The sequence below is a fragment of the Cupriavidus necator A5-1 genome (genome assembly GCF_000744095.1).
Taxonomy (GTDB): domain Bacteria; phylum Pseudomonadota; class Gammaproteobacteria; order Burkholderiales; family Burkholderiaceae; genus Cupriavidus; species Cupriavidus necator_A.
Genome location: NZ_JQLI01000008.1, coordinates 1,669,109 through 1,694,064, shown reverse-complemented (window position 1 = coordinate 1,694,064; position 24,956 = coordinate 1,669,109). Strand labels below are relative to the sequence as shown.

General features: G+C 66.7%; 25 protein-coding genes. 10 read left to right on the top strand and 15 right to left on the bottom strand.

The features are described 5' to 3' along the window. Window positions 1-309 precede the first annotated feature (309 nt). Window positions 310-1,125 (top strand): helix-turn-helix domain-containing protein, encoded by an 816-nt coding sequence (locus K307_RS31965; RefSeq protein WP_080745286.1) that lies wholly within the window; start codon window positions 310-312, stop codon window positions 1,123-1,125. Window positions 1,126-1,233: 108 nt separating this feature from the next. Here K307_RS31965 and K307_RS31960 read toward each other — a convergent pair whose 3' ends face one another. From K307_RS31960 to K307_RS31910, 11 genes are all read right to left on the bottom strand, one after another. Next, on the bottom strand, window positions 1,234-1,635 hold the full coding sequence (locus tag K307_RS31960; protein ID WP_042884950.1) for a hypothetical protein: 402 nt from the start codon (window positions 1,633-1,635) through the stop codon (window positions 1,234-1,236). A gap of 84 nt (window positions 1,636-1,719) precedes the next feature. Beyond that, the gene (locus K307_RS31955; protein ID WP_042884947.1) at window positions 1,720-1,974 is read right to left on the bottom strand and encodes a hypothetical protein; all 255 of its coding nucleotides are present in this window, start codon (window positions 1,972-1,974) and stop codon (window positions 1,720-1,722) included. Between the two features lie 205 nt (window positions 1,975-2,179). Then, window positions 2,180-3,241, bottom strand: a complete 1,062-nt coding sequence (locus tag K307_RS31950; RefSeq protein ID WP_042884945.1) for a phosphotransferase family protein — start codon at window positions 3,239-3,241, stop codon at window positions 2,180-2,182. Between the two features lie 29 nt (window positions 3,242-3,270). After that, the gene (locus K307_RS31945) at window positions 3,271-4,059 is read right to left on the bottom strand and encodes an SDR family NAD(P)-dependent oxidoreductase (protein ID WP_080745285.1); all 789 of its coding nucleotides are present in this window, start codon (window positions 4,057-4,059) and stop codon (window positions 3,271-3,273) included. Window positions 4,060-4,094: 35 nt separating this feature from the next. After that, window positions 4,095-5,564, bottom strand: a complete 1,470-nt coding sequence (locus K307_RS31940; RefSeq protein ID WP_042884940.1) for an NAD(P)(+) transhydrogenase (Re/Si-specific) subunit beta — start codon at window positions 5,562-5,564, stop codon at window positions 4,095-4,097. Further along, on the bottom strand, window positions 5,561-5,911 hold the full coding sequence (locus K307_RS31935) for an NAD(P) transhydrogenase subunit alpha (protein WP_042884939.1): 351 nt from the start codon (window positions 5,909-5,911) through the stop codon (window positions 5,561-5,563). The genes K307_RS31940 and K307_RS31935 overlap by 4 nt, the downstream gene beginning before the upstream one ends. A 22-nt stretch (window positions 5,912-5,933) precedes the next feature. Then, complete coding sequence (locus tag K307_RS31930) at window positions 5,934-7,052, bottom strand: Re/Si-specific NAD(P)(+) transhydrogenase subunit alpha (RefSeq protein ID WP_042884937.1); 1,119 nt, start codon at window positions 7,050-7,052, stop codon at window positions 5,934-5,936. A 113-nt stretch (window positions 7,053-7,165) separates the two neighbouring features. Beyond that, a complete protein-coding gene (locus tag K307_RS31925; RefSeq protein ID WP_042887647.1) occupies window positions 7,166-7,960 on the bottom strand; it encodes a TauD/TfdA dioxygenase family protein in 795 nt (264 codons plus the stop codon). Window positions 7,961-7,994: 34 nt separating this feature from the next. Beyond that, window positions 7,995-8,966, bottom strand: coding sequence for a zinc-binding dehydrogenase (locus K307_RS31920; RefSeq protein WP_042884935.1), 972 nt, complete (start codon window positions 8,964-8,966; stop codon window positions 7,995-7,997). A 61-nt stretch (window positions 8,967-9,027) separates the two neighbouring features. Further along, window positions 9,028-9,393 (bottom strand): hypothetical protein, encoded by a 366-nt coding sequence (locus tag K307_RS31915; RefSeq protein ID WP_042884933.1) that lies wholly within the window; start codon window positions 9,391-9,393, stop codon window positions 9,028-9,030. Continuing rightward, complete coding sequence (locus K307_RS31910; RefSeq protein WP_042884932.1) at window positions 9,383-9,844, bottom strand: hypothetical protein; 462 nt, start codon at window positions 9,842-9,844, stop codon at window positions 9,383-9,385. Before K307_RS31910 ends, K307_RS31915 begins: the two co-directional genes overlap by 11 nt. 219 nt (window positions 9,845-10,063) lie before the next feature. On the opposite strand from K307_RS31910, the gene K307_RS31905 reads away from it, so the two are divergent. The 6 genes from K307_RS31905 (at window position 10,064) to K307_RS31880 (ending at window position 17,966) form a co-directional block, all read left to right on the top strand. Continuing rightward, a complete protein-coding gene (locus K307_RS31905; protein WP_022534327.1) occupies window positions 10,064-10,354 on the top strand; it encodes a UxaA family hydrolase in 291 nt (96 codons plus the stop codon). A gap of 5 nt (window positions 10,355-10,359) precedes the next feature. Next, window positions 10,360-11,514, top strand: a complete 1,155-nt coding sequence (locus tag K307_RS31900) for a UxaA family hydrolase (protein WP_042887645.1) — start codon at window positions 10,360-10,362, stop codon at window positions 11,512-11,514. Between the two features lie 6 nt (window positions 11,515-11,520). Next, window positions 11,521-12,225, top strand: a complete 705-nt coding sequence (locus K307_RS31895) for a GntR family transcriptional regulator (RefSeq protein ID WP_042884931.1) — start codon at window positions 11,521-11,523, stop codon at window positions 12,223-12,225. Beyond that, entirely contained in the window at window positions 12,222-13,256 is a 1,035-nt protein-coding gene (locus K307_RS31890) for an Ldh family oxidoreductase (RefSeq protein WP_042884929.1), read from the top strand. The genes K307_RS31895 and K307_RS31890 overlap by 4 nt, the downstream gene beginning before the upstream one ends. 91 nt (window positions 13,257-13,347) lie before the next feature. Further along, window positions 13,348-16,914, top strand: coding sequence for an indolepyruvate ferredoxin oxidoreductase family protein (locus K307_RS31885; protein WP_042884928.1), 3,567 nt, complete (start codon window positions 13,348-13,350; stop codon window positions 16,912-16,914). A 71-nt stretch (window positions 16,915-16,985) separates the two neighbouring features. After that, the gene (locus K307_RS31880; RefSeq protein ID WP_042884927.1) at window positions 16,986-17,966 is read left to right on the top strand and encodes a tripartite tricarboxylate transporter substrate binding protein; all 981 of its coding nucleotides are present in this window, start codon (window positions 16,986-16,988) and stop codon (window positions 17,964-17,966) included. 42 nt (window positions 17,967-18,008) lie between these two features. Here K307_RS31880 and K307_RS31875 read toward each other — a convergent pair whose 3' ends face one another. After that, on the bottom strand, window positions 18,009-19,739 hold the full coding sequence (locus K307_RS31875; protein ID WP_042884926.1) for a SulP family inorganic anion transporter: 1,731 nt from the start codon (window positions 19,737-19,739) through the stop codon (window positions 18,009-18,011). A gap of 290 nt (window positions 19,740-20,029) precedes the next feature. Here K307_RS31875 and K307_RS31870 point away from each other — a divergent pair, with 290 nt between their 5' ends. Further along, window positions 20,030-20,380, top strand: a complete 351-nt coding sequence (locus K307_RS31870) for a hypothetical protein (RefSeq protein ID WP_042884925.1) — start codon at window positions 20,030-20,032, stop codon at window positions 20,378-20,380. A gap of 26 nt (window positions 20,381-20,406) precedes the next feature. Here K307_RS31870 and K307_RS31865 read toward each other — a convergent pair whose 3' ends face one another. Next, the gene (locus K307_RS31865; RefSeq protein ID WP_051975247.1) at window positions 20,407-20,802 is read right to left on the bottom strand and encodes a nuclear transport factor 2 family protein; all 396 of its coding nucleotides are present in this window, start codon (window positions 20,800-20,802) and stop codon (window positions 20,407-20,409) included. Between the two features lie 53 nt (window positions 20,803-20,855). Continuing rightward, window positions 20,856-21,470 carry an NAD(P)H:quinone oxidoreductase gene (gene wrbA, locus K307_RS31860; RefSeq protein ID WP_042887643.1) on the bottom strand — a complete coding sequence of 205 codons (615 nt, stop codon included), beginning with the start codon at window positions 21,468-21,470 and terminating at the stop codon, window positions 20,856-20,858. 319 nt (window positions 21,471-21,789) lie between these two features. Between wrbA and K307_RS31855 the strand changes: the two genes are divergently transcribed. Continuing rightward, the gene (locus K307_RS31855) at window positions 21,790-22,701 is read left to right on the top strand and encodes a LysR family transcriptional regulator (protein WP_042887641.1); all 912 of its coding nucleotides are present in this window, start codon (window positions 21,790-21,792) and stop codon (window positions 22,699-22,701) included. A gap of 34 nt (window positions 22,702-22,735) precedes the next feature. Here the strand turns inward: K307_RS31855 and K307_RS31850 are convergent, their stop codons facing one another. After that, the gene (locus tag K307_RS31850) at window positions 22,736-23,197 is read right to left on the bottom strand and encodes a RidA family protein (protein WP_042884924.1); all 462 of its coding nucleotides are present in this window, start codon (window positions 23,195-23,197) and stop codon (window positions 22,736-22,738) included. 476 nt (window positions 23,198-23,673) lie between these two features. Here K307_RS31850 and K307_RS31845 point away from each other — a divergent pair, with 476 nt between their 5' ends. Beyond that, entirely contained in the window at window positions 23,674-24,915 is a 1,242-nt protein-coding gene (locus K307_RS31845) for an efflux RND transporter periplasmic adaptor subunit (RefSeq protein ID WP_042887639.1), read from the top strand. Window positions 24,916-24,956: the final 41 nt, after the last annotated feature.

Below are 24,956 nucleotides of genomic sequence, written 5' to 3'. Positions count from 1 at the left end.
CCCGAGACGATGTCCCGGCCCGGCGCGGCGGCCTGGCTGTGCACGAAGCCGCACCGGCTGGCCTCCTTCAATCTAGGGCGAGTCCGTCCGCAGGAAATTGATCCGGGGCAAGGTTGGCGGGTATCAGCCCCGGGCGGCTCAGACAACGGCCTCTGGGATTGCCATCCCCGGATGGGGTTCTAACGTGCAGGACCTTGAGTGACTTCGGATGCCCATGTCCGCCATGTTCGCTGTTCTTTGTCGTCATTTAGGTATTGAATACGTACCGTGAGGCAGCCAAGGTGGCTTCCGACCCACAGGGGGTATGCAATGCTAGACGCCCATCAGTCCCGACGAGGTAGTGAAGCACCATACGCCGACTTGACATGGGGCGGCGCGCACAAGGCCAGCGATAGTGCGAGGGCGGCAGCAACCGAAAGCGCCTGCTGGCCCGCAGCGGCAGCCCTGCGCCGATGGAGCCAGGACGCCCCCACCGAGGTCGACCTGGGCACGCTTCAATCCGTCATGACCTGCTGGCGCCTGGTCCGCAAAGGCGAGGCCCTGTTCCGCGCCGGCGACCGCTTCGAGAGCATCTACAAGCTGCGCTCGGGTACCGTCAAGACCGTGGTCTCCGATGCGGACGGCCATGAGCACGTCAATGGCTATTTCCTCCAGGGCGACATCCTTGGCCTGGGCGGGATCAGCACGCAAAGTCATCACTGCGATGCGACGGCGCTGGAAGACTGCGTGGCCGGCTATATCGCCTTCAGCCAGCTTGAAGCGCTCTGCCGCGAGGTCCAGTCGTTGCAGCAAGAGATCCACCGCCTGCTGAGCGCAGAGATCGTGCGCGAATCGACGCGGCTGATGCTGCTCGGCAGCCATGGCGCGGAACAGCGCGTCGCCAGCTTCCTGCTGGATGTGCGGGCACGCCTGAACGCGCGCGGCCAGGCCGGCAGCGATTTCCATCTGCGCATGACGCGGGAAGATATCGGCAGCTATCTTGGCCTGACGCTGGAGACGGTCAGCCGCACGTTCTCGCGGCTGCAACAGGAGGGCCTGATCGCGGTGCGCGGCAAGCACGTCACGCTGGTCGATACCGAAGGCCTGGAGCGCCTGTGGCGCGGGCAGCGGCATTGCGTTTCCTGATAGCTTCGCTGCCTGAAGACATGGGACTCCTGCCGCGTCTGAAACGATGATCTCGGCTCGCCTTGCCCGGTTCCTGCGTAGCGCCCGGCCCAATGGGTTCGTGCCGGTCTACAGCCGCAGCTTGCGCGACTTCCATTCCCCATTCTTCTCCTTGCAGTACCACCCGGTCCAGGCTTCGGTTTCGCCGGCCCGGCGGAATTCACTGCGCAGCTGCCGGCACCGGTCGCCGCGGTCGTGCCGGGAATGCATTGGCGTGAAGGAACCTTCAACCTGCCGCTCGCGCGCGTCAGGCGGCAGCCTGAACGCCACCCGGGTCCCGTCGGCGCCCTGCTCCAGCGTCCTGCGAAAGACGTCGGTCAACGCAGTGACCTGCGCGGGCGTGAGCGTGCCGACGATGGTGCCGCCAAGGTAGTGGTCGAAGTAGGCAAGGGCCGGCCCTGACGACATGGCGCCGGCAATGCATGCGGCAAGACATGCAAGCGCCCGCAAGACCCTGTATCGCCTGTTCATCTCGGCTCCTCCGGCACTGCCTGCCCGGAATCGGGCAAGCGCGGCAGCACCGGACCCAACTTGCCCGCCAGCCGCGTCCGCGGCCTATTCGAAGCGTTCGTTCAGCACCATCGCGTCCACCTTGCGCTGCTTCCAGAACAGGTGGTTGATGCGCGGCTGCAGGAGTCGCAGCGCGGCATCCTCGACCGCGTTGAAATGCAGCGACACTGCCGGGCGGGTGCCATCTCCCGGCAGGCGTTCGATTTCATCGCAAGCCGGGAAGCCGTAGCGACCGATGAATTCCTGGATTTCCTCGTCGGTGGTCGCCGCGTCGATATTCGTTAGCATCAGCACACTCATTGAAGTCTCCTGAAGGCTCGGGATGCCAGACTGCCTGGGGTAACCGGTTCCGATGCGGTCATGAATCCGCGGGCCCCATCTCCCCTTCCTATCTTTAAGCTAGGCCGGATCGGAAGGCAAACTTTGATTCCCGATAAGGAACCCAGGGCAGATTCCATCACCTGCGGAGGCTTCGATCCGGCTGGCGCCGGACCGTACGTCGACGCTAACGCCCTGCCGCGCGGTAGCGCATGGCGAATTGCCACCCGAGTTCGGCCAGCGGCACCGCCTTCCTGCCGGTCTCGACGGCATCCGCCGCGGCGGCGTTGCCGCTCCTGGCACGCTTCCCGATGCCGTGCATGATCGCCGCGAGCCGGAAGAAGTTGTAGGCGAGATAAAAGTCCCAGTGCTCGAGCGCGTGCGTGCCGTTGGTCTCGCCGTACCAGCGCAGATAGTTCGCCTCATTGGGAATGCCCAGCGCCTGCAGGTCGAGCCCGCCGATACCGCGCCACAGGTCGGCCGGAATATGCCAGCTCATGCAGTGGTAGGCCAGGTCCGCCAGCGGGTGGCCGAGCGTGGACAGCTCCCAGTCGAGCACGCCGATGACGCGGGGCTCGGTGGGATGGAAGACGAGGTTGTCCATGCGGTAGTCGCCATGCACCACGCTGGTCTGCTCCGCGTCCGGGATGTGCTGCGGCAGCCACTCTGCCAGCGCCGCCAGCGCCTTGTTGTCGTCCATGCCGGTGTCGCGGCACTGGCCGGCCCAGCGGGCAACCTGGCGCGCCACGTAGCCGCCGCTCCTGCCGTAGTCCGCCAGGCCGGCGGCGCGGTAATCCACCCGGTGCAAGGCGCCGATCACGCGGTTCATCTCGCGGTAGATCGCGGCGCGCTGTTGCGGGGACTGGCCCGGCAGGGACTGGTCATAGATCACGCGGCCCTGCAGGAATCCCATCACGTAGAAGGGCGTGCCAAGGATCGCGGTGTCTTCGCTGTACAGGTAGAGCCGCGGAACCGGCACGTCGCTGTCGCGCAGTGCGTGCATCACGCGGTACTCGCGGTCGATGGCATGGGCGGACGACAGCAACTGCCCCGGCGGCTTGGTGCGCAGCACGTATTGCTGCGCGCCGCAGGCCAGCCGGTAGGTCGGATTGGACTGGCCGCCGGCAAGGCGCTCCAGGGTCAGTTCCGGCCGGTCGATCAGGCCTTCTGCGTGCAGCAGCGCTGCCAGGGCAGCGCTGTCGAAACCCGATCCGACAGTGGCGGCGGGAACTGCAAGGGCTTGTTGCATCGGATCGCTCTCCTCGATTGCGGGTGGGCTCAGAGCGAGCTGACCGCGTGGCCGCCGTCAACGGGCAGCACCGTACCGGTCATGTAGTCGGACGCATCCGAGGCCAGCAGCAGCAGCGCGCCGTCGAGCTGGCTGGGCTGGCCCAGCCGGCGCTGCGGAATGCGCCCGATCATGGCCCGGCCGCTGTCGGTCTCGAAGAAGCTGCGGTTGATGTCGGTCTCGAAGTAGCCCGGCGCCAGCGCGTTGACGCGGATCCCGTGCCGCGCCCACTCCAGCGCCAGCGAGCGCGTCAGGTGGATCAGGCCCGCCTTCGCGGCGGTGTAGGCAGGGACCTGCTGCGCCACGCGCAGGCCGAGGATCGACGCGATATTGACGATGCTGCCGCCGCTGCCGGCTTCGCGCATCATCCGCGCCGCGCACTGCGCCACGCGCCAGGCACCGTTCAGGTTGGTGTCGATCACACCTTGCCAGGCGGCCTCCTCCACCTCCATGGCCGGCCCGGTGGTAGCGATGCCGGCGCTGTTGACGACCACCTGGACCGGGCCGAGCCGCTGGCGCGCTGCCTCGAACGCCGCACCGACCGATGCCGGGTCCCTGACGTCGAGCGCAACGACGCAGCCTTGCCCGCCCTGCTTGCGCAGGTCCGCCAGCACGGCCTCGCCTTCGACCACGCGCCGCCCCGCCAGTGCCACCTTGCAGCCGGCGCGCGCCAGCGTCTGCGCAAAATGCAGGCCCAGGCCGCCAAAGGCCCCGGTCACCAGCGCCACCTTGCCTTCCAGGTCGGCAAACAGGCCGAGGTTGCGTTCTTGCTGGTTCATTCCATGTCTCCTCGTTATTGCTGTGAATCTGCGGCTCAGGCGGCCTTGAGCATGTCCTCGACCACCTTCTTGGCGTCGCCGAACACCATCATGGTCTTGTCCATGTAGAACAGCTCGTTGTCCAGCCCGGCGTAGCCGGCGGCCATGGAGCGCTTGTTGACGATGATGGTCTTGGCCTTGTAGGCCTCCAGGATCGGCATGCCGGCGATCGGCGACTTGGGGTCGTTCTTGGCCGCCGGGTTGACCACGTCGTTGGCGCCCAGCACCAGCACCACGTCGGCCTGGCCGAACTCGCTGTTGATGTCTTCCATCTCGAAGACCTGGTCGTACGGCACCTCGGCCTCGGCCAGCAGCACGTTCATATGGCCCGGCATGCGGCCCGCCACTGGGTGGATCGCGTATTTCACGGTCACGCCCTTTTCCGTGAGCGCTTCGGTCAGCTCCTTGAGCGCGTGTTGGGCGCGCGCAACCGCCAGGCCGTAGCCCGGGACGATGATGACCGTCTCCGCATTGCCCATCAGGAAGGCGGCGTCATCGGCCGAGCCCGATTTCACGTTGCGCTGCGCCTGCCCTGCCGGGGCGCTCGCGGCCGCGGCGTCGCTGCCGAAACCTCCCAGCAGCACGTTGAAGAACGAGCGGTTCATCGCCCGGCACATGATGTACGACAGGATCGCACCGGAGGAGCCCACCAGCGAGCCCGCGATGATCAGCATCGGGTTGTTCAGCGAGAAGCCGATGCCGGCTGCCGCCCAGCCCGAGTACGAGTTCAGCATCGATACCACCACCGGCATGTCGGCGCCGCCGATCGGGATGATGATCAGCACGCCCAGTACGAAGGCGAGCGCCAGCATGACCAGGAACGGCATCCACGCCTGCGTCAGGAAGAACGCGATGCCGAAGCCCACCATCGCCACCGCCAGCAGCAGGTTCAGCCAGTGCTGGCCGGCAAACACCACCGGCGCGCCCTGGAACAGGCGGAACTTGTAGCGCCCGGCCAGCTTGCCGAAGGCGATCACCGAGCCCGAGAACGTGATGGCGCCGACGAAGCAGCCGATGAAGAGTTCGATGCGGTTGCCCAGCGGAATGTCGTGCGAACCGGCAGCCGTGATGCCGAAGGCAGCGGGCTCCGCCACTGCCGCCACGGAAATAAACACCGCCGCCAGGCCGATCAGCGAGTGCATCGCCGCGACCAGCTCGGGCATCTTGGTCATCTGCACCTTCTTTGCCACATAGGCGCCGATGCCGCCGCCCACCACCAGCGCAGCCAGGATCAGCGCCAGGCCGGTGCCCGGCGCGGACGGGTCCGCCCCGCCGGACAACAACTCGCTCTTCAGCTTGAAAATCAGCGCCACCGTGGTGAGTGCCGCGACCACCATCCCGGCCATGCCGAAGACATTGCCGCGCCGCGCCGTGGTCGGGTGTGAGAGCCCCTTGAGCGCCTGGATAAAGCAGACCGACGCGCCCAGGTAGGACAGGGTCACCATATTCATCGACAGGCCATTCATTGCGCTACCTCCGCCAGTTTGCCGCCGGGCTGCCCCTTGGCTTCAAGCTGCGCCTTGGGTGCCTTCTTCCTGAACATTTCCAGCATGCGCTGCGTGACCAGGAAGCCGCCGAACACATTGACCGCCGCCAGCGCCACCGCCAGCGTGCCCATTGCGCGGCCAACGTAGCCCTCGGTCAGGCCGGCGGCCAGCATGGCGCCGACGATAATGATGGCCGAGATCGCATTGGTCACCGCCATCAGCGGCGTGTGCAGCGCGGGGGTTACCGTCCAGACCACGTGGTAGCCCACGTAGATCGCCAGTACAAAGATGATCAGGTTGATCACCGTGTGGCTAACCATTTCCATCGATATCTCCTTGATTGCCCATTCAGCTGGCCAACGCCAGTTCTTCGCGCCGCGTCATCAGGCAGGCCGCGACGATGTCGTCGTCGGTATTGATCACGAGCTTGCCGTCCTTGTCGATCAGCAGCTTGAGGAAGTCGAGCACGTTGCGCGCGTACAGCGCCGAGGCGTCGGCCGCGACCATGCTGGCGAGGTTGGTGTGTCCGATCAGCACGACACCGTGGCGCTCGACCACTTCGTCGGCCACCGTCAGCGGGCAATTGCCGCCCTGCGCGGCGGCCAGGTCGACCACCACCGAACCCGGCTTCATCTGCTGCACGGTCGCTTCCTGCAGTAGCACCGGCGCCTTGCGGCCGGGGATCAGCGCAGTGGTGATGACGATGTCGGCCTGGATCGCGCGCTGGTGGACCAGTTCGGCCTGGCGCTTCATCCAGTCCGGCGGCATCGGGCGCGCATAGCCGCCCACGCCCTGCGCGATCTCGCGCTCTTCATCGGTGAGGAACGGCACGTCGAGGAACTTGCCGCCGAGCGATTCGATCTGTTCCTTGACGGCGGGGCGCACGTCGGAGGCTTCGATCACCGCGCCCAGCCGCTTGGCGGTGGCGATCGCCTGCAGGCCGGCCACGCCGGCGCCGAGGATCAGCACGCGCGCCGCCTTGACGGTGCCCGCGGCGGTCATCAGCATCGGCATGAAGCGCTGGTAATGGTGCGCTGCCACCAGCACGGCCTTGTAGCCGGCGATATTGGCCTGCGACGACAGCACGTCCATGCTCTGCGCGCGCGTGGTGCGGGGCGCGGCTTCCAGGGCAAAGGCGGTGATGTTCGCGGCGGCCATGCGCGCGTTGTTCTCGGCATCGAAGGGATTGAGCATGCCGACCAGTGCGGCACCCGGCTTCATCTGCGCCAACTCGACTTCGTCCGGTGCGCGCACCTTCAGCACCAGTTGCGCGCCTAGCGCCTCAGCGGCGGTACCGATGCGCGCGCCCGCGGCCTCATAGGCGCTGTCGGTCTGGCTGGCACGCACGCCGGCGCCAGCCTGGACCACGACCTGGTGGCCCTGTGCCACGTATTTCTTCACGGTCTCCGGCGTTGCGGCAACGCGCGCCTCCCCCGCCCGCGACTCAGTCGGGATCCCTATCTGCATTTCAATCTCCTTTGTTCCCGTGCATTCCGTGCGTCGGGGGTGGACGGGCAACCTGTGTGCCGGGCGCCGCGCCCGCTCTCTGGCGGATGCGGCGCCGGATGTGACGGTACTTCTCAGCGCGGCACTTCACCTTCCAGCGTCACGCGGTTCAGTACCCGTTCGGCATTGCCATAGTCGTGCACGGCGTAGTGCATGGTGCAGCGGTTGTCCCACATCACCACATCGCCCTCCTGCCACATATGGCGGTAGACGTTGTCCGGCGTCACGGAGTGCTCATACAGGAAGTCGAGCAGCGGACGGCTCTCCGCTTCGGTCATGCCTTCGATGCACTGCGCGGTGTCGGGGTGGCCGACATAAAGCGCCTTGTGTCCGGTCTCCGGGTGCGTGCGCACGATCGGATGCACCGCTGTCGGCACCTTGTCCGAACCCGTCATCTTGGCCAGCCGCGCACCCGAGAAGCGGGCCCGCAGCCCTTCGATCATGCGCTGCATCGCCGGCGACAGGCGGTCATACGAGACGTACTGGTTGCACCACATGGTGTCGCCGCCGATGGGGATGGTGACGGCCGACAGGATCGAGATCTTCGGCGGCACCTCGGTATAGATCGAGTCGGAATGCCAGGCCTCGGTCGAGGCAGTTTCCTTCGGGATCTTGGTGACCTGCGCCAGTTCCGGGAACTCGGTCAGGCCCTTGAGCAGCGGGTTGCCCTGCACCGGCTTGCCCCAGCGCCGGGCGAACGCAACCTGCGCGGCCGGCTGCAGATGCTGGCCGCGGAACACCAGCACGCCATGCTCCAGGAACGCCCGGTGCAGGATCTCGAAGCTGGCGTCGTCGAGCGGCTGGTTCAGGTCGACCCCGGTCACGGCTGCAGCCACGGAGCCGGTCAGCGGCTTGATCTGGATTGTCATCATGTCTCCTCTTATCTCAGGCTTCTCTGTGGATTCAGTCGACCAGCAACACGATCTTGCCGACGTGCTGGTCTTGCTTCATGTATGCATGCGCGGCGTCGATGTCGGTCATGGCAAAGGTCCGGTCGATCGGCAGGCGCACGCGGCCCGCGCGCAAAAAGGGCAGCATGTCGCGCGCGCAGGCCTGGATGCATTCCAGCCGCTCCAGTTCCGTGCGGGTGCGGAAGGTCACGCCGATCAGCTGCAGGCGCTTGAGCCAGAGCTGCGTCAGGTCGATCTGGGCGGTCGCCGAGCCCAGCCGCGCGATATTCACCAGGCGGCCCTTGACCGCCAGGCTTTTCATATTGGCCTCGAACACCGGGCCGCCGACGGTATCGATGATGATGTCGACCCCCTTGTCGCCGGTGGCACGCATGACCGCCTCGACCTGGTCGTCCTGCGAGGCGTCGATGCCGACATCCACGCCGAACTGGCTGATCTTGTCCAGCTTGGCCGCCGAGCGCGAGGACGCGATCACGGGCCGGGCGCCCATCAGCGAGGCGATCTGGATCGCCGCCATCGCCACGCCGCCCGAGGCGCCGTTGACCAGCACCGACTCGCCCGCCACCAGGCGGCCGTTGGTAACCAGTGCGTCATGCGCGGTGATAAAGACGTTCGGGAACGCCGCGGCATCGATCCACGACAAGCCGTCCGGCACCGGGATCAGTGCCAACGGGTCGGCCACCACGTACTCCGCCTGGCAGCCGCGGCCATGGCCCATCACGCGGTCGCCCTTACGCCAACCGCTGACGCCTTCACCGACTTCGGCGATCTCGCCGGCAAATTCGACGCCGGTGGTAATCGTGTTGCCCGAGCGCAGCTCCTTCGCCTGGTTGATTTCGCCACGGTTGAGGCCTGCAGCGCGCACCCTCACCAGCACCTGCCCCGCTGCCGCCACCGGCACGGGGATATCCTGCACTTCGACCTTGCCGCCCTCGGGGCCCGGCACTACACGGACTGCCTTCACTGTTGTCTCCTTTTCCTGTCTCTCGACGTGTCTCTTGCTGTGTCTGCTGCGAATGCCTGTGCTACGCGCCGCCAAGCGCCGTCGCGCGGATCAGCGACAGTAGTTCCAGCGCCCGTTCGGCGGCAGCTTCTCCACCCGGATGGTTGCCGCGTACAAACGGCGCCCGCGTGTCCTCGATGGCGGCCAGGGCATGCAGCGGCTTCTCCGCCGCCACCGCCAGCCGCCGGAATTCATTGACCGTCAGCAGGTAGGTGTGGAACACATCCGCCTGCGGCGAGGTCGCGCCCAGCTTGTGCAGCAACGCATTCAGCCAGTGCGTGCCCGCCAGCATCGCGCCTTCGATGGTCATCTCGTAGTCGGCGCTGGTGCACTTCTGCAGCGATGCCTCGATGCTGCGCGCCATCGCCATGTGCTGTTCAATGTCCATGGCAGTCTCCCTCCAGGCGCGCTTCCAGCAAGGCCAGGCAGCGGCGCAGCGCGGCGTCGCAACCCTCGGCAATCTCGGCGGTCGGCGCCAGCCCTTCCCGCAAACAGGGATCGCGGTAGTGCTCGATGTGCTCCATCGCTTCCATCATCTCGGCGATATCTGCAGGCACCGGCCCCTCCACTTTCGGACGGCCGACATGCAGTACGTCGCCCAGCGGCCGGAACGCCGGCTTCAGGGCGCCATCGGGCTGCGGCACCAGGTAGACGCCGGGTTGCGTCGGGAACCGGTCGTCGTCCAGCGTGACGCCCGCCTGGTGCAGTGCTGCATTGACGGCATGGGTGCCGGCGGTCATGCCTGCCCAGAACCACAGGCCGAAGTCCTCCAGCGGATCCAGCCGTGCGCGCAGGGCCTGCAGCTTCGCGATCTTCTCCTTGTGTGACATGACGTTCATGTCCGCCCTCTCCGTTGATTCACTGCGTCGATGCTCCGGCGCACTGACAACATCGCCGTTGTCATGACGATAGACAGCGGCCGGGCCGATGTCAACAAACTTCTATATAGGACTTCTACCGTGCGAGTAGTGGTTTTCTCTGAGTTCCCCTATTTCTTCTTGACTGCATACCGTCCGGCTCCCTACATTTGATCTCAACACCTATACAGGAGTTTATCAATGCCCCGAGCCATCGTACTGAACCCGGCCGACAATGTGGCCACCCTGCTGGACGCCGGCCAGGCCGGCGAAGCCTGCGCGCTGGAAGGCGAGCGACAAGGCAAGCTCGTGCTGCTGCAAGACGTGCCGTTCGGCCACAAGATCTGCATCGCCGACACGGTCGAGGGAGAAACCATCCTGAAGTACGGCCAGGTCATCGGCCGCGCCAGCCGCGCGGTGCGCGCCGGCGAACACATGCACGTTCACAACATCGAGTCGGCGCGCGCCCGCGGCGACCTGCAAAAGGGGTAATGCAGATGACAACAACCTTCCTCGGATACCCGCGCGAGAACGGCGCGGTCGGTGTGCGCAACTGGGTCGCGGTGGTCTCCGTGATGGACAACTGCAATCCGGTCACCCGCACCATTGCCCGCACCGTGGGTGGCTGCATCCCGGTCACGACGCTGTTCGTGCGCGGACAGTTCGGGGCCGACCTGGATTTCGCCTTCGAGTCGCTGGCCGGCCTGGGCCGCAATCCCAATATCGCCGCGGTGCTGCTGGTGGGCCTGGAGGAGTCGTCGACGGAAGAGGTCGCACGCCGCATCCGCAGCACCGGCAAGCCGGTCGAACGCGTGCACCTGCAGCCTGACGGCACGGTCGCATGCATTGCCGAAGGCACGCGCAAGGCCAGCCGGCTGTCGCTGGCGGCGTCGAAGGCGCGCCGCGTGCCGTGCCCGGTGTCGTCGCTGGTGATCGGCGTCGAGTGCGGCGGTTCCGATACCACTTCCGGGCTGAGCTGCAATCCGGTGATCGGCCGCATGGCGGACATGGTGGTCGCCGGCGGCGGCACCGTGATCATTTCCGAGACCTCGGAGTTCATCGGCGCCGAGCACCTGTTCGCCGAGCGCGCCGCCGATGGCCGGGTGCGCGAGGCCTTTGTCACGGCGGTGCGCAACATGGAAAACCTGGCGATCTCGCGCGGGGTCGACATGCGCGACGACCAGCCTTCGCCCGACAATAAGCGCGGCGGCCTGACCACGGTCGAGGAAAAAGCGCTGGGCGCGATGGCCAAGGCCGGCACCAGCCCGCTGGTGGGCGTGCTGCGCTACGGCGAGGCGCCGCAGAAGAAGGGACTGCATTTCATGGACGCGCCGGCCGCGGCAGTGGAAAATCTCACTGCGCTGGCCGCCGGCGGATGCCAGCTCACCTTCTTCGGCACGGGGGTGGGCAATCCGATCGGCAGCATGGTGGCACCGACCGTCAAGGTGTGCGGCAACGTCAATACCCTGCACACCATGGCCGACAACATTGACTTCGACGTCAGCGGAGTCCTGCAGAACGGGGACAAGATCTCCGACCTCGGCGAGCAGCTGTTTGGCTATGCGATGGACGTCGCATCCGGCACGCGGCTGACCAGCGAGGTGCTCGATATCCGGGAGACCGCGGTCAGTCGATTCGCACTGAGCCTCTGAACAACCATGACCAAACTTAGCAGCGTCTCCGACGCGATCATCCGCTCCATCGAATCCGGCGCACTGCGCGAGGGCGATCGCCTGCCTTCCGAGGGCGAACTTGCCAGCTTCCATGGAGTCAGCGTCGGCACGGTCCAGAAGGCATTGGCACGGCTGACGCACTCCGGCCTGATCACGCGCGAACAGGGACGGGGCACCTTTGTCTCCGGGACGCGCGTGGCGCCGGCCGATGTCCGCTACCTGCGCTTTCGCGACGAACAGGGCAATGAGCTGCCGTCCTACGTCCACGCGCGCTCGGTGAAGCGGATCAAGCGCAAGGGGCCGTGGTCGGAGTTCCTCGCCGGTGACGGCTACGTGCGCATCGAGCGCGTGATCAGCGTCGGCGGCCACTTCGACCTCTACAGCGAGTTCTGGTTGCGCGAGGAAGACTTCGCGCAACTTGGCGGGCTGGACCGGGATGCCCTGGAGAAGAACCTGCGCGAGCTGATCGGCCAGCGCCTGTCGCTGCCGACGCTGCGCGTGGATCAGTGGATCCGCTTCGGCCAGGCCCCGGCCGTGGCCGCGCAGGAACTTGGGCTCGACCCCGAGACGCCGGCATTCATCATGGAGTTGCGTGGCTACACGCTGCGCGACCAGCCGCTCTACTACCAGTCGGTCTATGCCGCCCCGTTCGCGGAGCGCCTGATGATCGTGCGGGAGAAATCGACATGAGTATCCGCTGGAACACCGACCACCTCGCGCGCTGGGCCGCCGCCGTGTTCGAGTCGTGCGGCGTGGCGCCGGACCAGGCGACCGAAGCCGCCGCCGCGCTGGTGCGCAGCGAACTGCGCGGCTACAAGACGCATGGCCTGACGCGAGTCCCCTCCTACGTCGAACGCCTGCGTGCCGGCGATTTCAACCCGCGCCCCGAGATGTCGCACAAGGCCTTCCCGGGCGGCATCGTGCTGGACGCCGACGGCGCCTTGGGCCAGATCGCGGGCCCGCGCGCCGTGCAACTCGGGCTGGAGGCGCTGCAATCGAGCGCGTCCGTGCTGGTCGCGGTGCAATCGTGCGGCCATCTCGGCGCGCTGGGCATCCCGGCGTTGCTGGCCGCCGAGGCCGGCGCCTTCTGCATGGTCGGCCAGCGCACGCCGCCCGTGCTCGGGATGGAAGGCTTTGCCCGCGCCGCGATCGGGCACAACCCCATCGCCTTCGGCTGCCCGTTGCCGGGCGCGGCGCCGATCGTGTTCGACGTGGCCTGCAGCGTCGCCGCGCGCGGCCATATCCTGCTGGCCGCCCGTGAAGGCAAGCCGATTCCCGCGGGCTGGGCGCTGGACGCCGACGGCCATCCGACCACCGATGCGCAACGCGCGCTGGAAGGCTCGCTGCTGCCCACCGGCGGGCACAAGGGCATAGGCATCGCGATGATGGTGGAGTGCCTGGCCGGCGCCATGGCAGCTACCGCGGACTCGCTTTCTCCCGCGCGCAACACCGTCTCCGGCAGCGGCGCGGTCGGCCGCCAGGGTGGTTTTGTGTGGCTGGTCAAGCCGGACGCCTTTGCCGGCAAGGAGTTGTTCGCCGACTACATGGCGCAGTGGACCGGCAACTATCTTGCCGCCGGCGGCGCCGACGCCAGGCTCCCCGGACACCGTGGCGACGCGCTCGAGCGCGAAGGCCGCGCGCAAGGCATCGCCCTGCCCGATGCGGTGGTCCGGGCATTGGATGCGCTCGGCCGGGAACTCGGCATCCCCCTCCCCGACTAGCGCCGCTTCCATCACCAGTATTGCCCGAAATCCGGGTGCCACGGCACGCCGGCAGCCCCCGTTCAACCCTGTTTGCCTGAAAACCGCCCTTATGAATGCTCCAATCCTCCCCGACGCGGCCCGGCAGGCCATGCAAGCCGTGTCGATCGACGACAAGTACGCGCTGGACTCCGGCCGTGCCTACATGAGCGGCGTGCAGGCGCTGGTACGCCTGCCCCTGCTGCAGCGCAAGCGCGATGCCGAGGCCGGCCACAACACCGCCGCCTTTATTTCCGGCTACCGCGGATCGCCCCTGGGCACCTATGACCAGGCGCTGTGGCAGGCAAAGAAGCATCTTGCCGACAACCACGTGGTCTTCAAACCCGGCGTCAACGAAGAGCTTGGCGTCACGGCGGTATGGGGCTCGCAGCAACTGGACTTCGATGCCGCCAGCAAACGCTACGACGGCGTGTTCGGCATCTGGTATGGCAAGGGCCCCGGCGTCGACCGCAGCGGCGATGCGCTCAAGCATGCCAACCTCGCCGGCACCTCGCCGCTGGGTGGCGTGATTGCGCTCGCCGGCGATGACCACGTCTCCAAGAGCAGCACGCTGGCCCACCAGAGCGACCACACCTTCATGGCGTGCGGGCTGCCGGTGTTCTTTCCGTCCAATGTGCAGGACATCCTCGACCTCGGCGTGCATGCCCTGGCCATGAGCCGCTTCAGCGGGCTGTGGGCCGGCATGAAGACCGTGCAGGAGGTGGTGGAATCGGGCGCGTCGGTGACCACCGACTCGGATCGCGTGCGCATCGTGCTGCCGGAAGACTTCGCCCTCCCCGACGGCGGCCTGCATATCCGCTGGCCCGACGATCCGCTGGCGGCGGAGGCGCGCATGATGGAGTTCAAGTGGCCGGCCGCGCTCGCCTATGTGCGCGCCAACCGCCTGAACCGCAACGTGATCGAGGGAGCCGGCGACCGCCTCGGCATCATCGCCAGCGGCAAGGCCTACAGCGACACGCGCCAGGCCCTGCTCGACCTCGGGCTTGACGATGCCACCTGCCGCGCGCTCGGCATCCGGCTGCACAAGGTCAGCGTGGTATGGCCGCTGGAGCCCGACAGCGTGCGCGACTTTGCGCGCGGGCTGCGCGAAATCCTAGTGGTCGAGGAGAAGCGTCCCGTCATCGAACAGCAGCTCAAGGACGAGCTGTACCACTATCCGCCCGACGCGCGCCCGGCCGTGTTCGGCAAGTACCACCACACCGACGGCGCCGGCGGCGAATGGAGCCACCGCAAGCCCGCCGAGGACTGGCTGCTGCGCGCCAAGGCCGATCTGTCGCCCGCGCTGGTGGCCAAGGCCATCGCGCAGCGGCTCAAGGCGCTGGGCGTGCCGGCCGATGTGGCCGCGCGCATGGACGTGCGCCTGCAGGAGATCGACGCCAAGGAACGCGCCACCGCCCAGGGCGATGCGCGCGCCACCGACCGCCTGCCGTGGTTCTGCCCGGGCTGCCCGCACAACACCAGCACCCGCGTGCCGGAAGGCTCGGTCGCCACGGCCGGCATCGGCTGCCACGGCATGGTGGTGTGGATGGACCGCTCGACCACTTCCTGGTCGCAGATGGGCGGCGAAGGCGTGCACTGGATGGGCCAGGCGCCCTTCAGCAAGCGCACCCACATGTTCGCCAACCTGGGCGACGGCACCTACAACCATTCCGGCCTGCTGGCGGTACGCCAGTCGATCCACGCCGGCGTGAACCTGACCTACAAGATCCTGTTCAACAGCGCCGTGGCCATGACCGGCGGGCAGCCGGTGGACGGCCAGCTCGACGTGCCGGCGATGACGCGCGAACTGGCCGCCGAAGGCGCGCGGCAGATCGTCGTGGTCACCGACGAACCGGACAAGTACAAGGGCGTCAGCAATCTCGCCGCCGGCGTCACCGTGCGCCACCGCGACGAGCTCGATACCGTGCAGCGCGAGCTGCGCGAGGTGTCCGGTGTGACCGTGATCATCTACGACCAGGCCTGCGCCACCAAGAAGCGCCGCGAGCGCAAGCGCGGCACCATGGTCGATCCGGCCAAGCGCGTGGTCATCAACGAGCTGGTGTGCGAAGGCTGCGGCGACTGCTCGGTGCAAAGCAACTGCCTTGCGGTGCAGCCGGTGGAAACCGACTTCGGGCGCAAGCGCAAGGTCAACCAGGACACCTGCAACAAGGACTTCTCCTGCACCAAGGGCTTCTGCCCGAGCTTTGTCACGGTCGAAGGCGGCAAGCTGAAGACCCCCGCCCCGGCGGCTGGCGGCCGCGCCACACCGCCGGCCATCCCGATGCCCGCGCTGCCGGACGCCGGCAAGCCGCAGCGCATCGTGGTCGCGGGGATCGGCGGCACCGGCATCGTCACCATCGGTGGCGTGCTGGGCATGGCCGCCCACCTCGAAGGCAAGGGCGTAATCACCCAGGACGCGACCGGCATGGCGCAGATGGGCGGTGCCACCTGGAGCCACATCCAGATCGCCGCCAGCCCGGACGCCCTGCATGCGAGCCGCGTCGACATGGCCATGGCCGACCTGGTAATCGCCTGCGATACCGTGGTGGCCGCCAGCAAGACCTCGCTGGCCGCGATGTCGCCGGCACGGACCTATGTGGTGCTGAACAGCCATATCACCCCGACCGCAGCCTTTGTCCGCAACCCCGACTGGGATCCCCAGGTCGGCGAGGCCGTGGGCAGGATCGCGCAGTCCGTCGGCGAGGGCCAGCTCGCCAGCTTCGACGCCGAACAGGTGGCGAAGCAGCTGCTCGGCCAGTCGATCTACGCCAACCTGCTGCTGCTCGGCTATGCCTGGCAGAAAGGCAAGGTGCCGCTGTCGCACGCAGCCCTGATGCGCGCCATCGAGCTCAACGGCGTGCAGGTCGACAGCAACAAGGCGGCCTTCGAATGGGGCCGGCTGTGCGCCCACGATATGTCGAAGATACCCGCGCAGCCGTCCGGCTCGCAGGTGATCCAGTTCGTGCGCAAGGTGCCGGTCGAGGAACTGATGAAGAAGCACGCCGACTTCCTGACCGGCTACCAGAACCGGGCCTATGCGGCGCAATACGAGTCGTTCGTCGGCCGCGTGAAGGCGGCGGAATCGGTCGTCGGCGGCACCCGCCTGACCGAAGCCGTGGCCCGCTCGCTGTTCAAGCTGATGGCCTATAAAGACGAATATGAGGTGGCTCGCCTGCATACCGGCGCCGCATTCCGCCAGCAGATCGCGTCGATGTTCGAAGGCAAGGTCCGGCTGGTGCATCACCTGGCCCCTCCCCTGTTTGCGCGGAAGAACCAGGCCGGCGAACTGGTCAAGGGCTCCTATGGCCCGTGGATGCGCAGCGCGTTCGGCGTACTGGCGCGCTTCAAGGGCCTGCGCGGCACGGCGTTCGATCCGTTCGGCTACACCGTGGAGCGCAAGGAGGAGCGGGCCCTGATCGGTGAATACCGGCGCAGCGTGGAAGCCTTGCTGCCGGCACTTTCCGCGAAAAACCTCGACCTGGCGCTGGAGATTGCCCGGCTGCCGCAGGAGATCCGCGGCTATGGCCACGTCAAGGCGCGCAACCTGGCGGCCACCCGCACGCGCTGGGAGCGGCTGATGGCGCAATGGCAGCAAGGAGACGCGCAGCCGGGACAAATCAAAGCCACCGAAGCGGCATAAACCAAAGACTGAACCAACGAAGGCCCCGTCACCGTCACCGGGGCTCATCAGAGACAGCGAGGAGACAAGAGATGAAATCCGTACTGAACCGTTTTGGCCGTACCCTGGGCGCGATCGCACTGGCTGCCTGCGCCACCAGCGCACTGGCACAAGGCGGCTATCCCAACCGGCCGATCCGCATCATCGTGCCCTGGCCGGCAGGCGGCGGCGTCGATGCCGTCACCCGCACGGTGGCCGAGAAGATGACGGCCAGTCTCGGCCAGCAGGTCGTGGTCGACAACCGGCCCGGGGCAACCGGCAATATCGGCGCCGGCATGGGCGCCAAAGCGGCGCCGGATGGCTACACGCTGCTGGTCGCCAGCGCGCCGATGGCGATCAACGCCAGCCTGCACAAGAACCTGCCCTTCGACATGGGCAAGGACTTCGCGCCCCTTGGACTGATGGCAAGCTCGCCGTACATGCTGGTGGTCAACCCGTCCGTGGGCGGCTCGGTCAAGGAGCTGGTGGCACGCGCCAAGGCGGAACCCGGCAAACTCAGCTATGCATCGGTCGGTCCGGGCACCCAGCAGAACGTGATCACCGAGGTGTTCAAGGAAGCCGCGCATATCAATATCGTGCACGCGCCTTACAAGGGCGGGCCACAAGCGCTGACCGACATGGTGGGCGGCCATATCCAGGTGATGTTCCACGGCGTGCCGGCGGTGATGCCGTTCGTCAAGGGCGGTCAGCTCAAGGGCATTGCCGTGGCCAGCAAGCAGCGGCTGCCGTTGTTCCCCGACGTGCCGACCATGGCGGAAGCCGGCTTCCCCGGCATCGAGGCCAGCGAATGGTACGGCCTGGTCGCCCCGGCCGGCACGCCGAAGGAGATCGTGGCGATGCTCGGCAAGGAGATCGACAAGGCCCTGAACGCACCGGGCGTGCGCCAGCAGCTCGCCAGCAAGGGTTATGAGCCGGCCGGCCAGAGCTCTCCGGACCAGTTTGCGAGCTTCATGGCGGCAGAGCAGAAGAGATGGGCGCTGGCCATCAAGCAGACCGGGTTCCGGCTGGAGTAGCCGGCGCGCGGCGCAACCGGCCTGCGCCGCGCCCGCGCGGCTTCAGGCTGGTTCGCCGAGATAGTCATCCACCGCACTGCCCACCGTGGGGTGGAAGTTCTTGTCGCCAATCGCTTCCATCAGCTCGAAGCGCTTGAGCTTGTCACGCACCGGATCCTTCATCTCGGCGAAATGCAGCGCAATGCCGCGCTCGCGCAGGATGTGGCTCAGTTCGCGCAGCATGTCGGCCGAGGTGACGTCGACACTGGTCACCGGTTCGGCCGCCACCACCACCCTGCGTACAGGTGTCGGCGAATCGTCGATCGCTTCCAACAGGCGCTCCTGGAACAACTCGGCATTGGCAAAGAACAGCGGCGCATCCCAGCGGAACAGCAGCAGCCCGTCGATGCGCTGCGCATGCGGGTAGCGCTTGGTGTCGTGGTATCCCCGCAGTCCCTCGACACGGCCGAGCACGGCATAGTGCGGCCGCCAGCCGTCCCACAGGAATTCGATCACCGCAAGGACCACGGCCAGGATGATCCCCGGGATCGCACCGAACACGGCGACCGCGGCGAAGCAGACCATCGACAGCCAGAACTCCCACTGCTGGATGCGGTAGATGCGCTTCAGGTCCGCGAACTCGAACAGCCCGATCGCCGCCGCGATCACCACCGCGGCCAGCGCGCTGTTTGGCAGGTACTGCAGCAGGTTGGGCGCGAACATCAGCAGCGCCGCCACGGCCAGTGCGCCCACCACACCGGTGAGCTGGGTCTTCGCGCCCGCGGCTTCGGCCACCGGCGTACGGGACGCGCTGCTGCTGATCGGAAAGCCCTGGAAGAATCCCGCGGCCAGGTTGGCGGCGCCCAGGCCGACCATTTCCTGGTTCGGGTCGACGCGGGTGTTGGTGCGGGCGGCAAAGGTGCGCGACAGCACGCTGGTATCGGCGAACGAGATCAGCGCGACGGCAATGCCACCCAGCAGGATCGCAACCAGGTCCGCGCCGCTCACCCAGGGCAAGACAAAGCCCGGCAGGCCTTGCGGCGTCTTGCCCAGCACTTTCACCCCGTTCTGGTCGAGGCCGAACACGCTGACGGCCAGCGTCGCGACGACCACGGCAATCAGGATGCCGGGCACGCGCTCGAAGCGCTTCAGGAACAGGATCAGCACCAGGCTGCCGGCGCCGACCGCGAAGCTGTACCAGTTGGTTTCCCCGGCCAGGATCGCGCTGCCCAGGTTGATCATGTCCCGCAGCGGACCGGCGTCTTCAAGCGAGATGGCGAACAGCTTCGGCAGCTGGCTGACCAGCACGGTGAGCGCGATCCCGTTCATATAGCCATAGCGGATCGGCTTGGACAGCAGCTCGGTAATAAAGCCCAGGCGCATCAGCCCCGCCACGATGCAGACCACGCCCGAGACGATCGCCATCATGCTGGCCACCATGACGGCGCGCGCCGGATCGCCGCCGGAGACCTGCAACACCACCGCCAGGATCGGCGCCGCCAGCGCCGAATCCGGCCCCAGCACGAGGATCCGGCTCGGGCCAAGCATGGCATACACCAGCAGCGGGATCATGGTGGCGTAGAGCCCGTAGACACCGGGCACGCCGGAGGCTTCGGCGTAGGCGATGCCGACCGGCACCAGCATGGTCGTGAGCACCAGCCCGGCGGCGAGGTCTTTCGGCAGCCAGGCCGGCTGATAGTTCTTTAAGACCAGCAGTCCCGGGAGCCAGCGCAACCATCCGGGTGCCTTGTTGACTTCGCGCTGCGCTGCGGGGGTCAGGTTCTGGGGCTGCATGGTTCGAGTTCTGCCCTTGGGGGCAAGGGGTATGCATCGACTATAGGAGGTCGCGCTTTGAAAAATGTGCGCCGGCTCAAAGAAAAAATGCATTGGCCTGCGCGGGCAACGCCGGACCGAGGACGCCGTGAAACCCCTCCAATGCTGCATCGCAGCACCGTTCTCATGTTGCCATGCGGCCGCCGGATTCGCGGTGCCGCTAGGATCCATTAGTTTCTGACATTCCCGCGATAGGCACATATGATGGTTTTCTGGCGGGCACGCCCGTTATCCGTCCCGGGGAGAGAACGATGCCGATATCCATGAGATGCCTGGTAACCGGCCTGCTGGCACTGGGCTGTGCCTCAACGGCGCTGGCGCAGCGCGCAGCGACCGAGGGTGCCGCGAGCGCCATATCGGATGCCGTTCAGGGCGGGACCAATCCCTATCGAGCCCCGTCGGCAGCCACCCAGGATCCTGAAGAGGCCGCGCGCGCGAAGTGCGAGGAGCTGAGGGAGCAGTACAACGCCACATCCAAGAAGCGTTCCTACCACTCTTCCGGCCCGGGCACGCAGACCGCGCAGGGCCGCACCATTCCCAAGATCGAACGCGACAAGACGCGCAAGCAATTGCAGCAGGCGTATCGGGACAATTGCACGTAGCCAGGGAGGGTCTGCCGTGGAGGCACTCAACGCTCCACGTGCGTATACAGCTTGTTGACGATGACCCACTGTCCGCCGGTGTTCAGCAGCGACAGGAAATTGTAGTAGTTGAAGTCGCCCACCCGCACTAGCACGTTGGCTGACGCCACCCTGCCGATTACTTCGACCGACAGCACCGACATGCCGTAGGGCTCGTTCTGCGAAGCCGGGCTCCTGCGCGACGCCACACCTTGCAGGTAGGCGTCCACCGGCTTGTGCACGAACTCGCCGCGGACCTCGGCAAACAGTTGCGCGTCCGGATGGAAGGTGGACCTGAGCGCGGCAGCGTCGCCGTCGTAGATCGCATCGAGATACACCTGGAGTTGTTGCAGAACCTGCTGGTGCGCATTGCCAACCGGTTCCTGCGCGGTAGATGCCGTCATGGTTGCTCTCCGTTTGCGATGATGGAGCGGCGCCAGGCCGCTCCCCTATTTCCTTACTGGTTGCGCCCGCGCAGCAGCGTGGTGGCGATTTCGGCTATATGCCGGCCCTGGAAGCGCGCGCCGGCCAGTTCGTTCTCGCTCGGCTGCCGCGAACCATCCACGCCGGCCAGCGTGGTGGCGCCATACGGCGCGCCACCGGTGACCTCGTCCAGGCGCGTCAGGCCGCTGAACGAGTACGGCAGGCCCACCGTGATCATGCCGTGGTGCATCAGGCTGGTCAGGATCGAGAACAGCGTCGTTTCCGCACCGCCGTGCTGGCTGGCGGTGGAGACGAAGGCGCCGCCGATCTTGCCAATCAGCTTGCCGCCCGCCCACAGCTCACCGGTCTGGTCGAGGAAGTTGGCCACCTGCGCCGACACCCGTCCGAAGCGCGTCGGCGTGCCGATGATGATGGCGTCGTAGTCCGCCAGTTCTTCCGGCCGCGCGACCGGTGCGGCCTGCTCGAGCTTGGCGCCGGCGTCGCGGGCAACTTCCGGCGGCATCAGTTCGGGGACGCGCTTGACGCTGACTTCCGCGCCGGCACTGCGGGCACCCTCGCCAATCGCGTTGGCCAGGTGTTCGGTGTGGCCGTAAGTCGAGTAGTACAGCACCAGGACTTTCGCTTTCATTTCCATTTCCTTTGCAGCGCTCGCCTGGCCGAAGCCGTTGACGAGCAGACGTTTGATGAGTTGGATCATGTTGCCTTTCGGTTCGCGCGCCGAAGCAGCGCTTGGAAGCAATGTAGGTGTCGGGCCGGTACGGAAAAACCATGCGGGTGGAACATGTGGCCATACACCGTGTAACAAGCCACGGCGCGAGCGGCCCGCCGATGGCGCGCACGGCAAAGCCAGAGACGTCCTAGAATGTCAGCAAATCAAGGTGCCGGCCTTGCCCGTCCGCGATGGACCGCAGCCAGCCGGCAACCGTCATGACACGGTGTCACAGACCATGAAGCGCCAATTCGACGATCTGCAACTGGGCAGCATCGAACTGTTCTGCCTGGCGGCGGAACTCAGCAGTTTCACCGCGGCGGCGGTTGCGGCCGGCGTGACGCCGGCCGCCGTCAGCCGCAGCGTCTCGCGGCTGGAAGAACGGCTGGGCGTGCGCTTGTTCGTGCGCACCACGCGGCAGATCCGGCTGACCGATGAAGGCAGGTCCTATTACGAGCAAAGCCGCACCGCGCTGGCGCAGCTGGTCGACGCCGAACGGCAGATCAGCGGCCAGCACGCCACGCCCGCCGGGCGGCTGCGCATCAGCCTGCCGACGCCTTATGCGCACTACCGCGTGCTGCCGGTGCTGCCCGCGTTCCGCGAACGCTATCCCGAGGTCGAGATCGACGTGCATATCAGCAACCGCAACGTCGACTTCGCCGATGACACCTACGACCTGTCGGTGCGCGGCCGCGCACCGGACGATTCGACGCTGATCGCCCGCAAGCTGGAAGACGCGGAGATGGTGGTGGTGGCATCGCCGGCCTACCTGCGGCGGCACGGCACGCCGCAGACGCTGGAAGAACTGCATGCGCACGAGTGCATCCAGTTCGAGCGCCCCAGCAGCGGCCGCCGGCTGCCGTGGACCTTCCGGCTGGAGGGCGAAGAAATCGAGATCGCGACGACGGGCTCCTATGGCACGTCGGAAGACGCGCTCGGCGGCGCCACGCTGGCACGGGCTGGCGCCGGCCTGTTCCAGACCTACCGCTTCGTCGTGGAACAGGACCTGCGTGAAGGCTCGCTGGTGGAAGTGCTGCAGCAGTTCGGCGGCAATACCCGTCCCTTTGTCCTGCTCTATCCGCACGCGCGCCACGTTTCGCGGCGCGTGCGCGCCTTTGTCGATTTCCTGATAGAGAAATTCGCCGACTAGGCGCGGGTCGCGCTGATGTGCCGCAGGACCGTGCTCAGTCCCTGACCTGTGCGATCACCACCAGGATCACCGCCGCATTGCCTGGCTGCTGCGCCGGAGCGTACGCGGCGCGCGCATGCCCGGCCTTGTCGCCGAGCAAGTCGGCAAACAGGTCCGAGGCCCCGTCCAGCACCGCGGGCTGGTCGACATTGCCCGGCGCACTGCTGATATAACCCTCGACCCGCACGATGTGGTCCAGGCGGTCAAATCCGCCCAGATGGGCATCGATCTGCGCGAGGACATTGAGCGCCGCCAACTGCGCCGCCTGCTTGCCCTGCTCGACCGTCAGGTCCTTGCCGACCTGCCCTTGCCAGGCCACCTTGCCATCCTGCAGCGGCAACTGCCCCGAGATAAACAGCAAGTCGCCGGCACGGCTGACGGCCGTATAGCTGCCCAGCGGTTGCGGCGGCGGCGGCAGCTTCAGCCCACGTGCAGCCAGTTTCGATTCGACGGACATGATGACTCCTGGTTGGCGCAATGCGTTTCGGTTGCGGGGGTTCGGTTCACTGGCTCGCGGCGCTCAGTCCCGCCGTCTGCCTTGGGTCGAACTATAGGAAGCGGCGCCAGGCCGATAAACCCGCCGGGGCACACAGGAATTGATACATGGGGGAACAAGTGCGGCGCGCGGCGCCTCCAGGGTGCCGCTCCCTGCCTTTGGAGCCCTGCAAGCGGCCAATTCGCGCCAAATACCGGCTAGCACAGCCCATTTGCTATCAAATTCATAGCATCTGGATCGCCAACGTCGATCGCGATAAAAGTGGATCGTAGCCCCATCTTTTCCGCGTTCTTGTAGGTTCCCTCCAAAAGCTTACCTTGACACTATGATTTTCATACGTATATTCTGTAACGACGGATGACACACCGCCGGCTCTTTCCCAGCCGATGCCGGGACCGCTCGCCGACGAAGCCAAACGCAACATGGAGTACAGCAGGATGAATCCCAAACCCCGACGTGCGCTGATCGCCGTTGCCATCGTGGCAATTTCCGGCGTGGGCGTCGCCACCACGCTGCTGCGCCCCGGCCAGGGCGCGCAAGCCCAGGCCAGCACGCCGCCGCCCGCTCCCGCTGTGGAAGTGGCAACCACGGTTGGCCAGACCATCACGGAATGGGATGAATTCTCCGGCCGGCTCGAAGCGGTGGAGCGCGTGGAAATCAGGCCGCGCGTATCCGGCACGATCGAAGCGGTGCATTTCCGCGACGGCGCGATCGTGAAGAAAGGCGATCCCCTGTTCACCATCGATCCGCGCCCATATGCCGCGGAAGTGGCGCGCGCCGAAGCCGCGCTCGCGGCGGCACAGGTGCGGGCCTCGCACGCACAGACCGAGAAGGCGCGCGCGCAGAGGCTGCTCGACGACAACGCAATCTCGCGCCGTGAATTCGACGAACGCATCAACGCCGCCAGCGAGACCTCGGCCGACGTGCGCGGCGCGCAGGCCGCGCTGGAAGCGGCACGGCTGAACCTGGGCTACACGCGTATCGTCGCGCCGGTCACGGGCAAGGTATCGCGTGCGGAGATCACCGTGGGCAACCTGGTGGCCGCGGGTGCCGCCGCGCCACCGCTGACCACGCTGATGTCGGTGTCGCCGGTGTATGCGGCCTTCGAAGTCGACGAGCAGAGCTACCTGCGCTACACCGCGCCGGGCGCCGCCGGCGGCAAGGACGGCCTGCCGGTGTACCTGGGCCTGGCCGACGAGGACGGCCATCCGCACAAAGGCAAGATCCAGTCGGTCGACAACCGCCTCGATCCGCGCAGCGGCACGATCCGCGTGCGCGCGGTCTTCGACAACGAAGACGGCCGCCTGCTGCCGGGGCTGTATGGCAAGGTCAGGCTCGGTGGCGGCGCGCCCCACCCGGCCGTGCTGGTCAACGATCGCGCAATCGGTACCGACCAGGGCAAGAAGTTCGTGCTGGTCGCCGACAAGGCCAACAAGCTCGCGTACCGCGAAGTGGAGCTGGGGCCGACGCATGATGGCCTGCGCGTGATCCGCAAGGGCCTGGCGCCGGGCGAGACCATCGTCGTCAACGGCCTGCAGCGCGTACGGCCGGGCGATACGGTGGTGCCGAAGAGCGTGGCGATGGCCTATCGCCGCGAGCTGGAACCGCGCGGGGTTTCGCCGGATCGCAGGCAGGCTGCGAGCGAGAAAGGCGATGCCGACGCGAAGCGGGTGAGCTGAGTATCAGTCATGCGAGCCGATGGTTTGCTCCCCTCTCCCGC

What these genes read in the sequence shown, in the direction of transcription:
- K307_RS31930 (WP_042884937.1), bottom strand. Translation starts at nt 7,052, where the DNA reads ATGCAGATAGGGATCCCGACTGAGTCGCGGGCGGGGGAGGCGCGCGTT.
- K307_RS31955 (WP_042884947.1), bottom strand. Translation starts at nt 1,974, where the DNA reads ATGAGTGTGCTGATGCTAACGAATATCGACGCGGCGACCACCGACGAG.
- K307_RS31925 (WP_042887647.1), bottom strand. Translation starts at nt 7,960, where the DNA reads ATGACAATCCAGATCAAGCCGCTGACCGGCTCCGTGGCTGCAGCCGTG.
- K307_RS31965 (WP_080745286.1), top strand. Translation starts at nt 310, where the DNA reads ATGCTAGACGCCCATCAGTCCCGACGAGGTAGTGAAGCACCATACGCC.
- K307_RS31875 (WP_042884926.1), bottom strand. Translation starts at nt 19,739, where the DNA reads ATGCAGCCCCAGAACCTGACCCCCGCAGCGCAGCGCGAAGTCAACAAG.
- K307_RS31905 (WP_022534327.1), top strand. Translation starts at nt 10,064, where the DNA reads ATGCCCCGAGCCATCGTACTGAACCCGGCCGACAATGTGGCCACCCTG.
- K307_RS31960 (WP_042884950.1), bottom strand. Translation starts at nt 1,635, where the DNA reads ATGAACAGGCGATACAGGGTCTTGCGGGCGCTTGCATGTCTTGCCGCA.
- K307_RS31915 (WP_042884933.1), bottom strand. Translation starts at nt 9,393, where the DNA reads ATGGACATTGAACAGCACATGGCGATGGCGCGCAGCATCGAGGCATCG.
- K307_RS31910 (WP_042884932.1), bottom strand. Translation starts at nt 9,844, where the DNA reads ATGAACGTCATGTCACACAAGGAGAAGATCGCGAAGCTGCAGGCCCTG.
- K307_RS31940 (WP_042884940.1), bottom strand. Translation starts at nt 5,564, where the DNA reads ATGAATGGCCTGTCGATGAATATGGTGACCCTGTCCTACCTGGGCGCG.
- K307_RS31900 (WP_042887645.1), top strand. Translation starts at nt 10,360, where the DNA reads ATGACAACAACCTTCCTCGGATACCCGCGCGAGAACGGCGCGGTCGGT.
- K307_RS31945 (WP_080745285.1), bottom strand. Translation starts at nt 4,059, where the DNA reads ATGAACCAGCAAGAACGCAACCTCGGCCTGTTTGCCGACCTGGAAGGC.
- K307_RS31870 (WP_042884925.1), top strand. Translation starts at nt 20,030, where the DNA reads ATGCCGATATCCATGAGATGCCTGGTAACCGGCCTGCTGGCACTGGGC.
- K307_RS31865 (WP_051975247.1), bottom strand. Translation starts at nt 20,802, where the DNA reads ATGACGGCATCTACCGCGCAGGAACCGGTTGGCAATGCGCACCAGCAG.
- K307_RS31850 (WP_042884924.1), bottom strand. Translation starts at nt 23,197, where the DNA reads ATGTCCGTCGAATCGAAACTGGCTGCACGTGGGCTGAAGCTGCCGCCG.
- K307_RS31845 (WP_042887639.1), top strand. Translation starts at nt 23,674, where the DNA reads ATGAATCCCAAACCCCGACGTGCGCTGATCGCCGTTGCCATCGTGGCA.
- K307_RS31950 (WP_042884945.1), bottom strand. Translation starts at nt 3,241, where the DNA reads ATGCAACAAGCCCTTGCAGTTCCCGCCGCCACTGTCGGATCGGGTTTC.
- K307_RS31885 (WP_042884928.1), top strand. Translation starts at nt 13,348, where the DNA reads ATGAATGCTCCAATCCTCCCCGACGCGGCCCGGCAGGCCATGCAAGCC.
- K307_RS31895 (WP_042884931.1), top strand. Translation starts at nt 11,521, where the DNA reads ATGACCAAACTTAGCAGCGTCTCCGACGCGATCATCCGCTCCATCGAA.
- K307_RS31890 (WP_042884929.1), top strand. Translation starts at nt 12,222, where the DNA reads ATGAGTATCCGCTGGAACACCGACCACCTCGCGCGCTGGGCCGCCGCC.
- wrbA (WP_042887643.1), bottom strand. Translation starts at nt 21,470, where the DNA reads ATGAAAGCGAAAGTCCTGGTGCTGTACTACTCGACTTACGGCCACACC.
- K307_RS31880 (WP_042884927.1), top strand. Translation starts at nt 16,986, where the DNA reads ATGAAATCCGTACTGAACCGTTTTGGCCGTACCCTGGGCGCGATCGCA.
- K307_RS31855 (WP_042887641.1), top strand. Translation starts at nt 21,790, where the DNA reads ATGAAGCGCCAATTCGACGATCTGCAACTGGGCAGCATCGAACTGTTC.
- K307_RS31935 (WP_042884939.1), bottom strand. Translation starts at nt 5,911, where the DNA reads ATGGAAATGGTTAGCCACACGGTGATCAACCTGATCATCTTTGTACTG.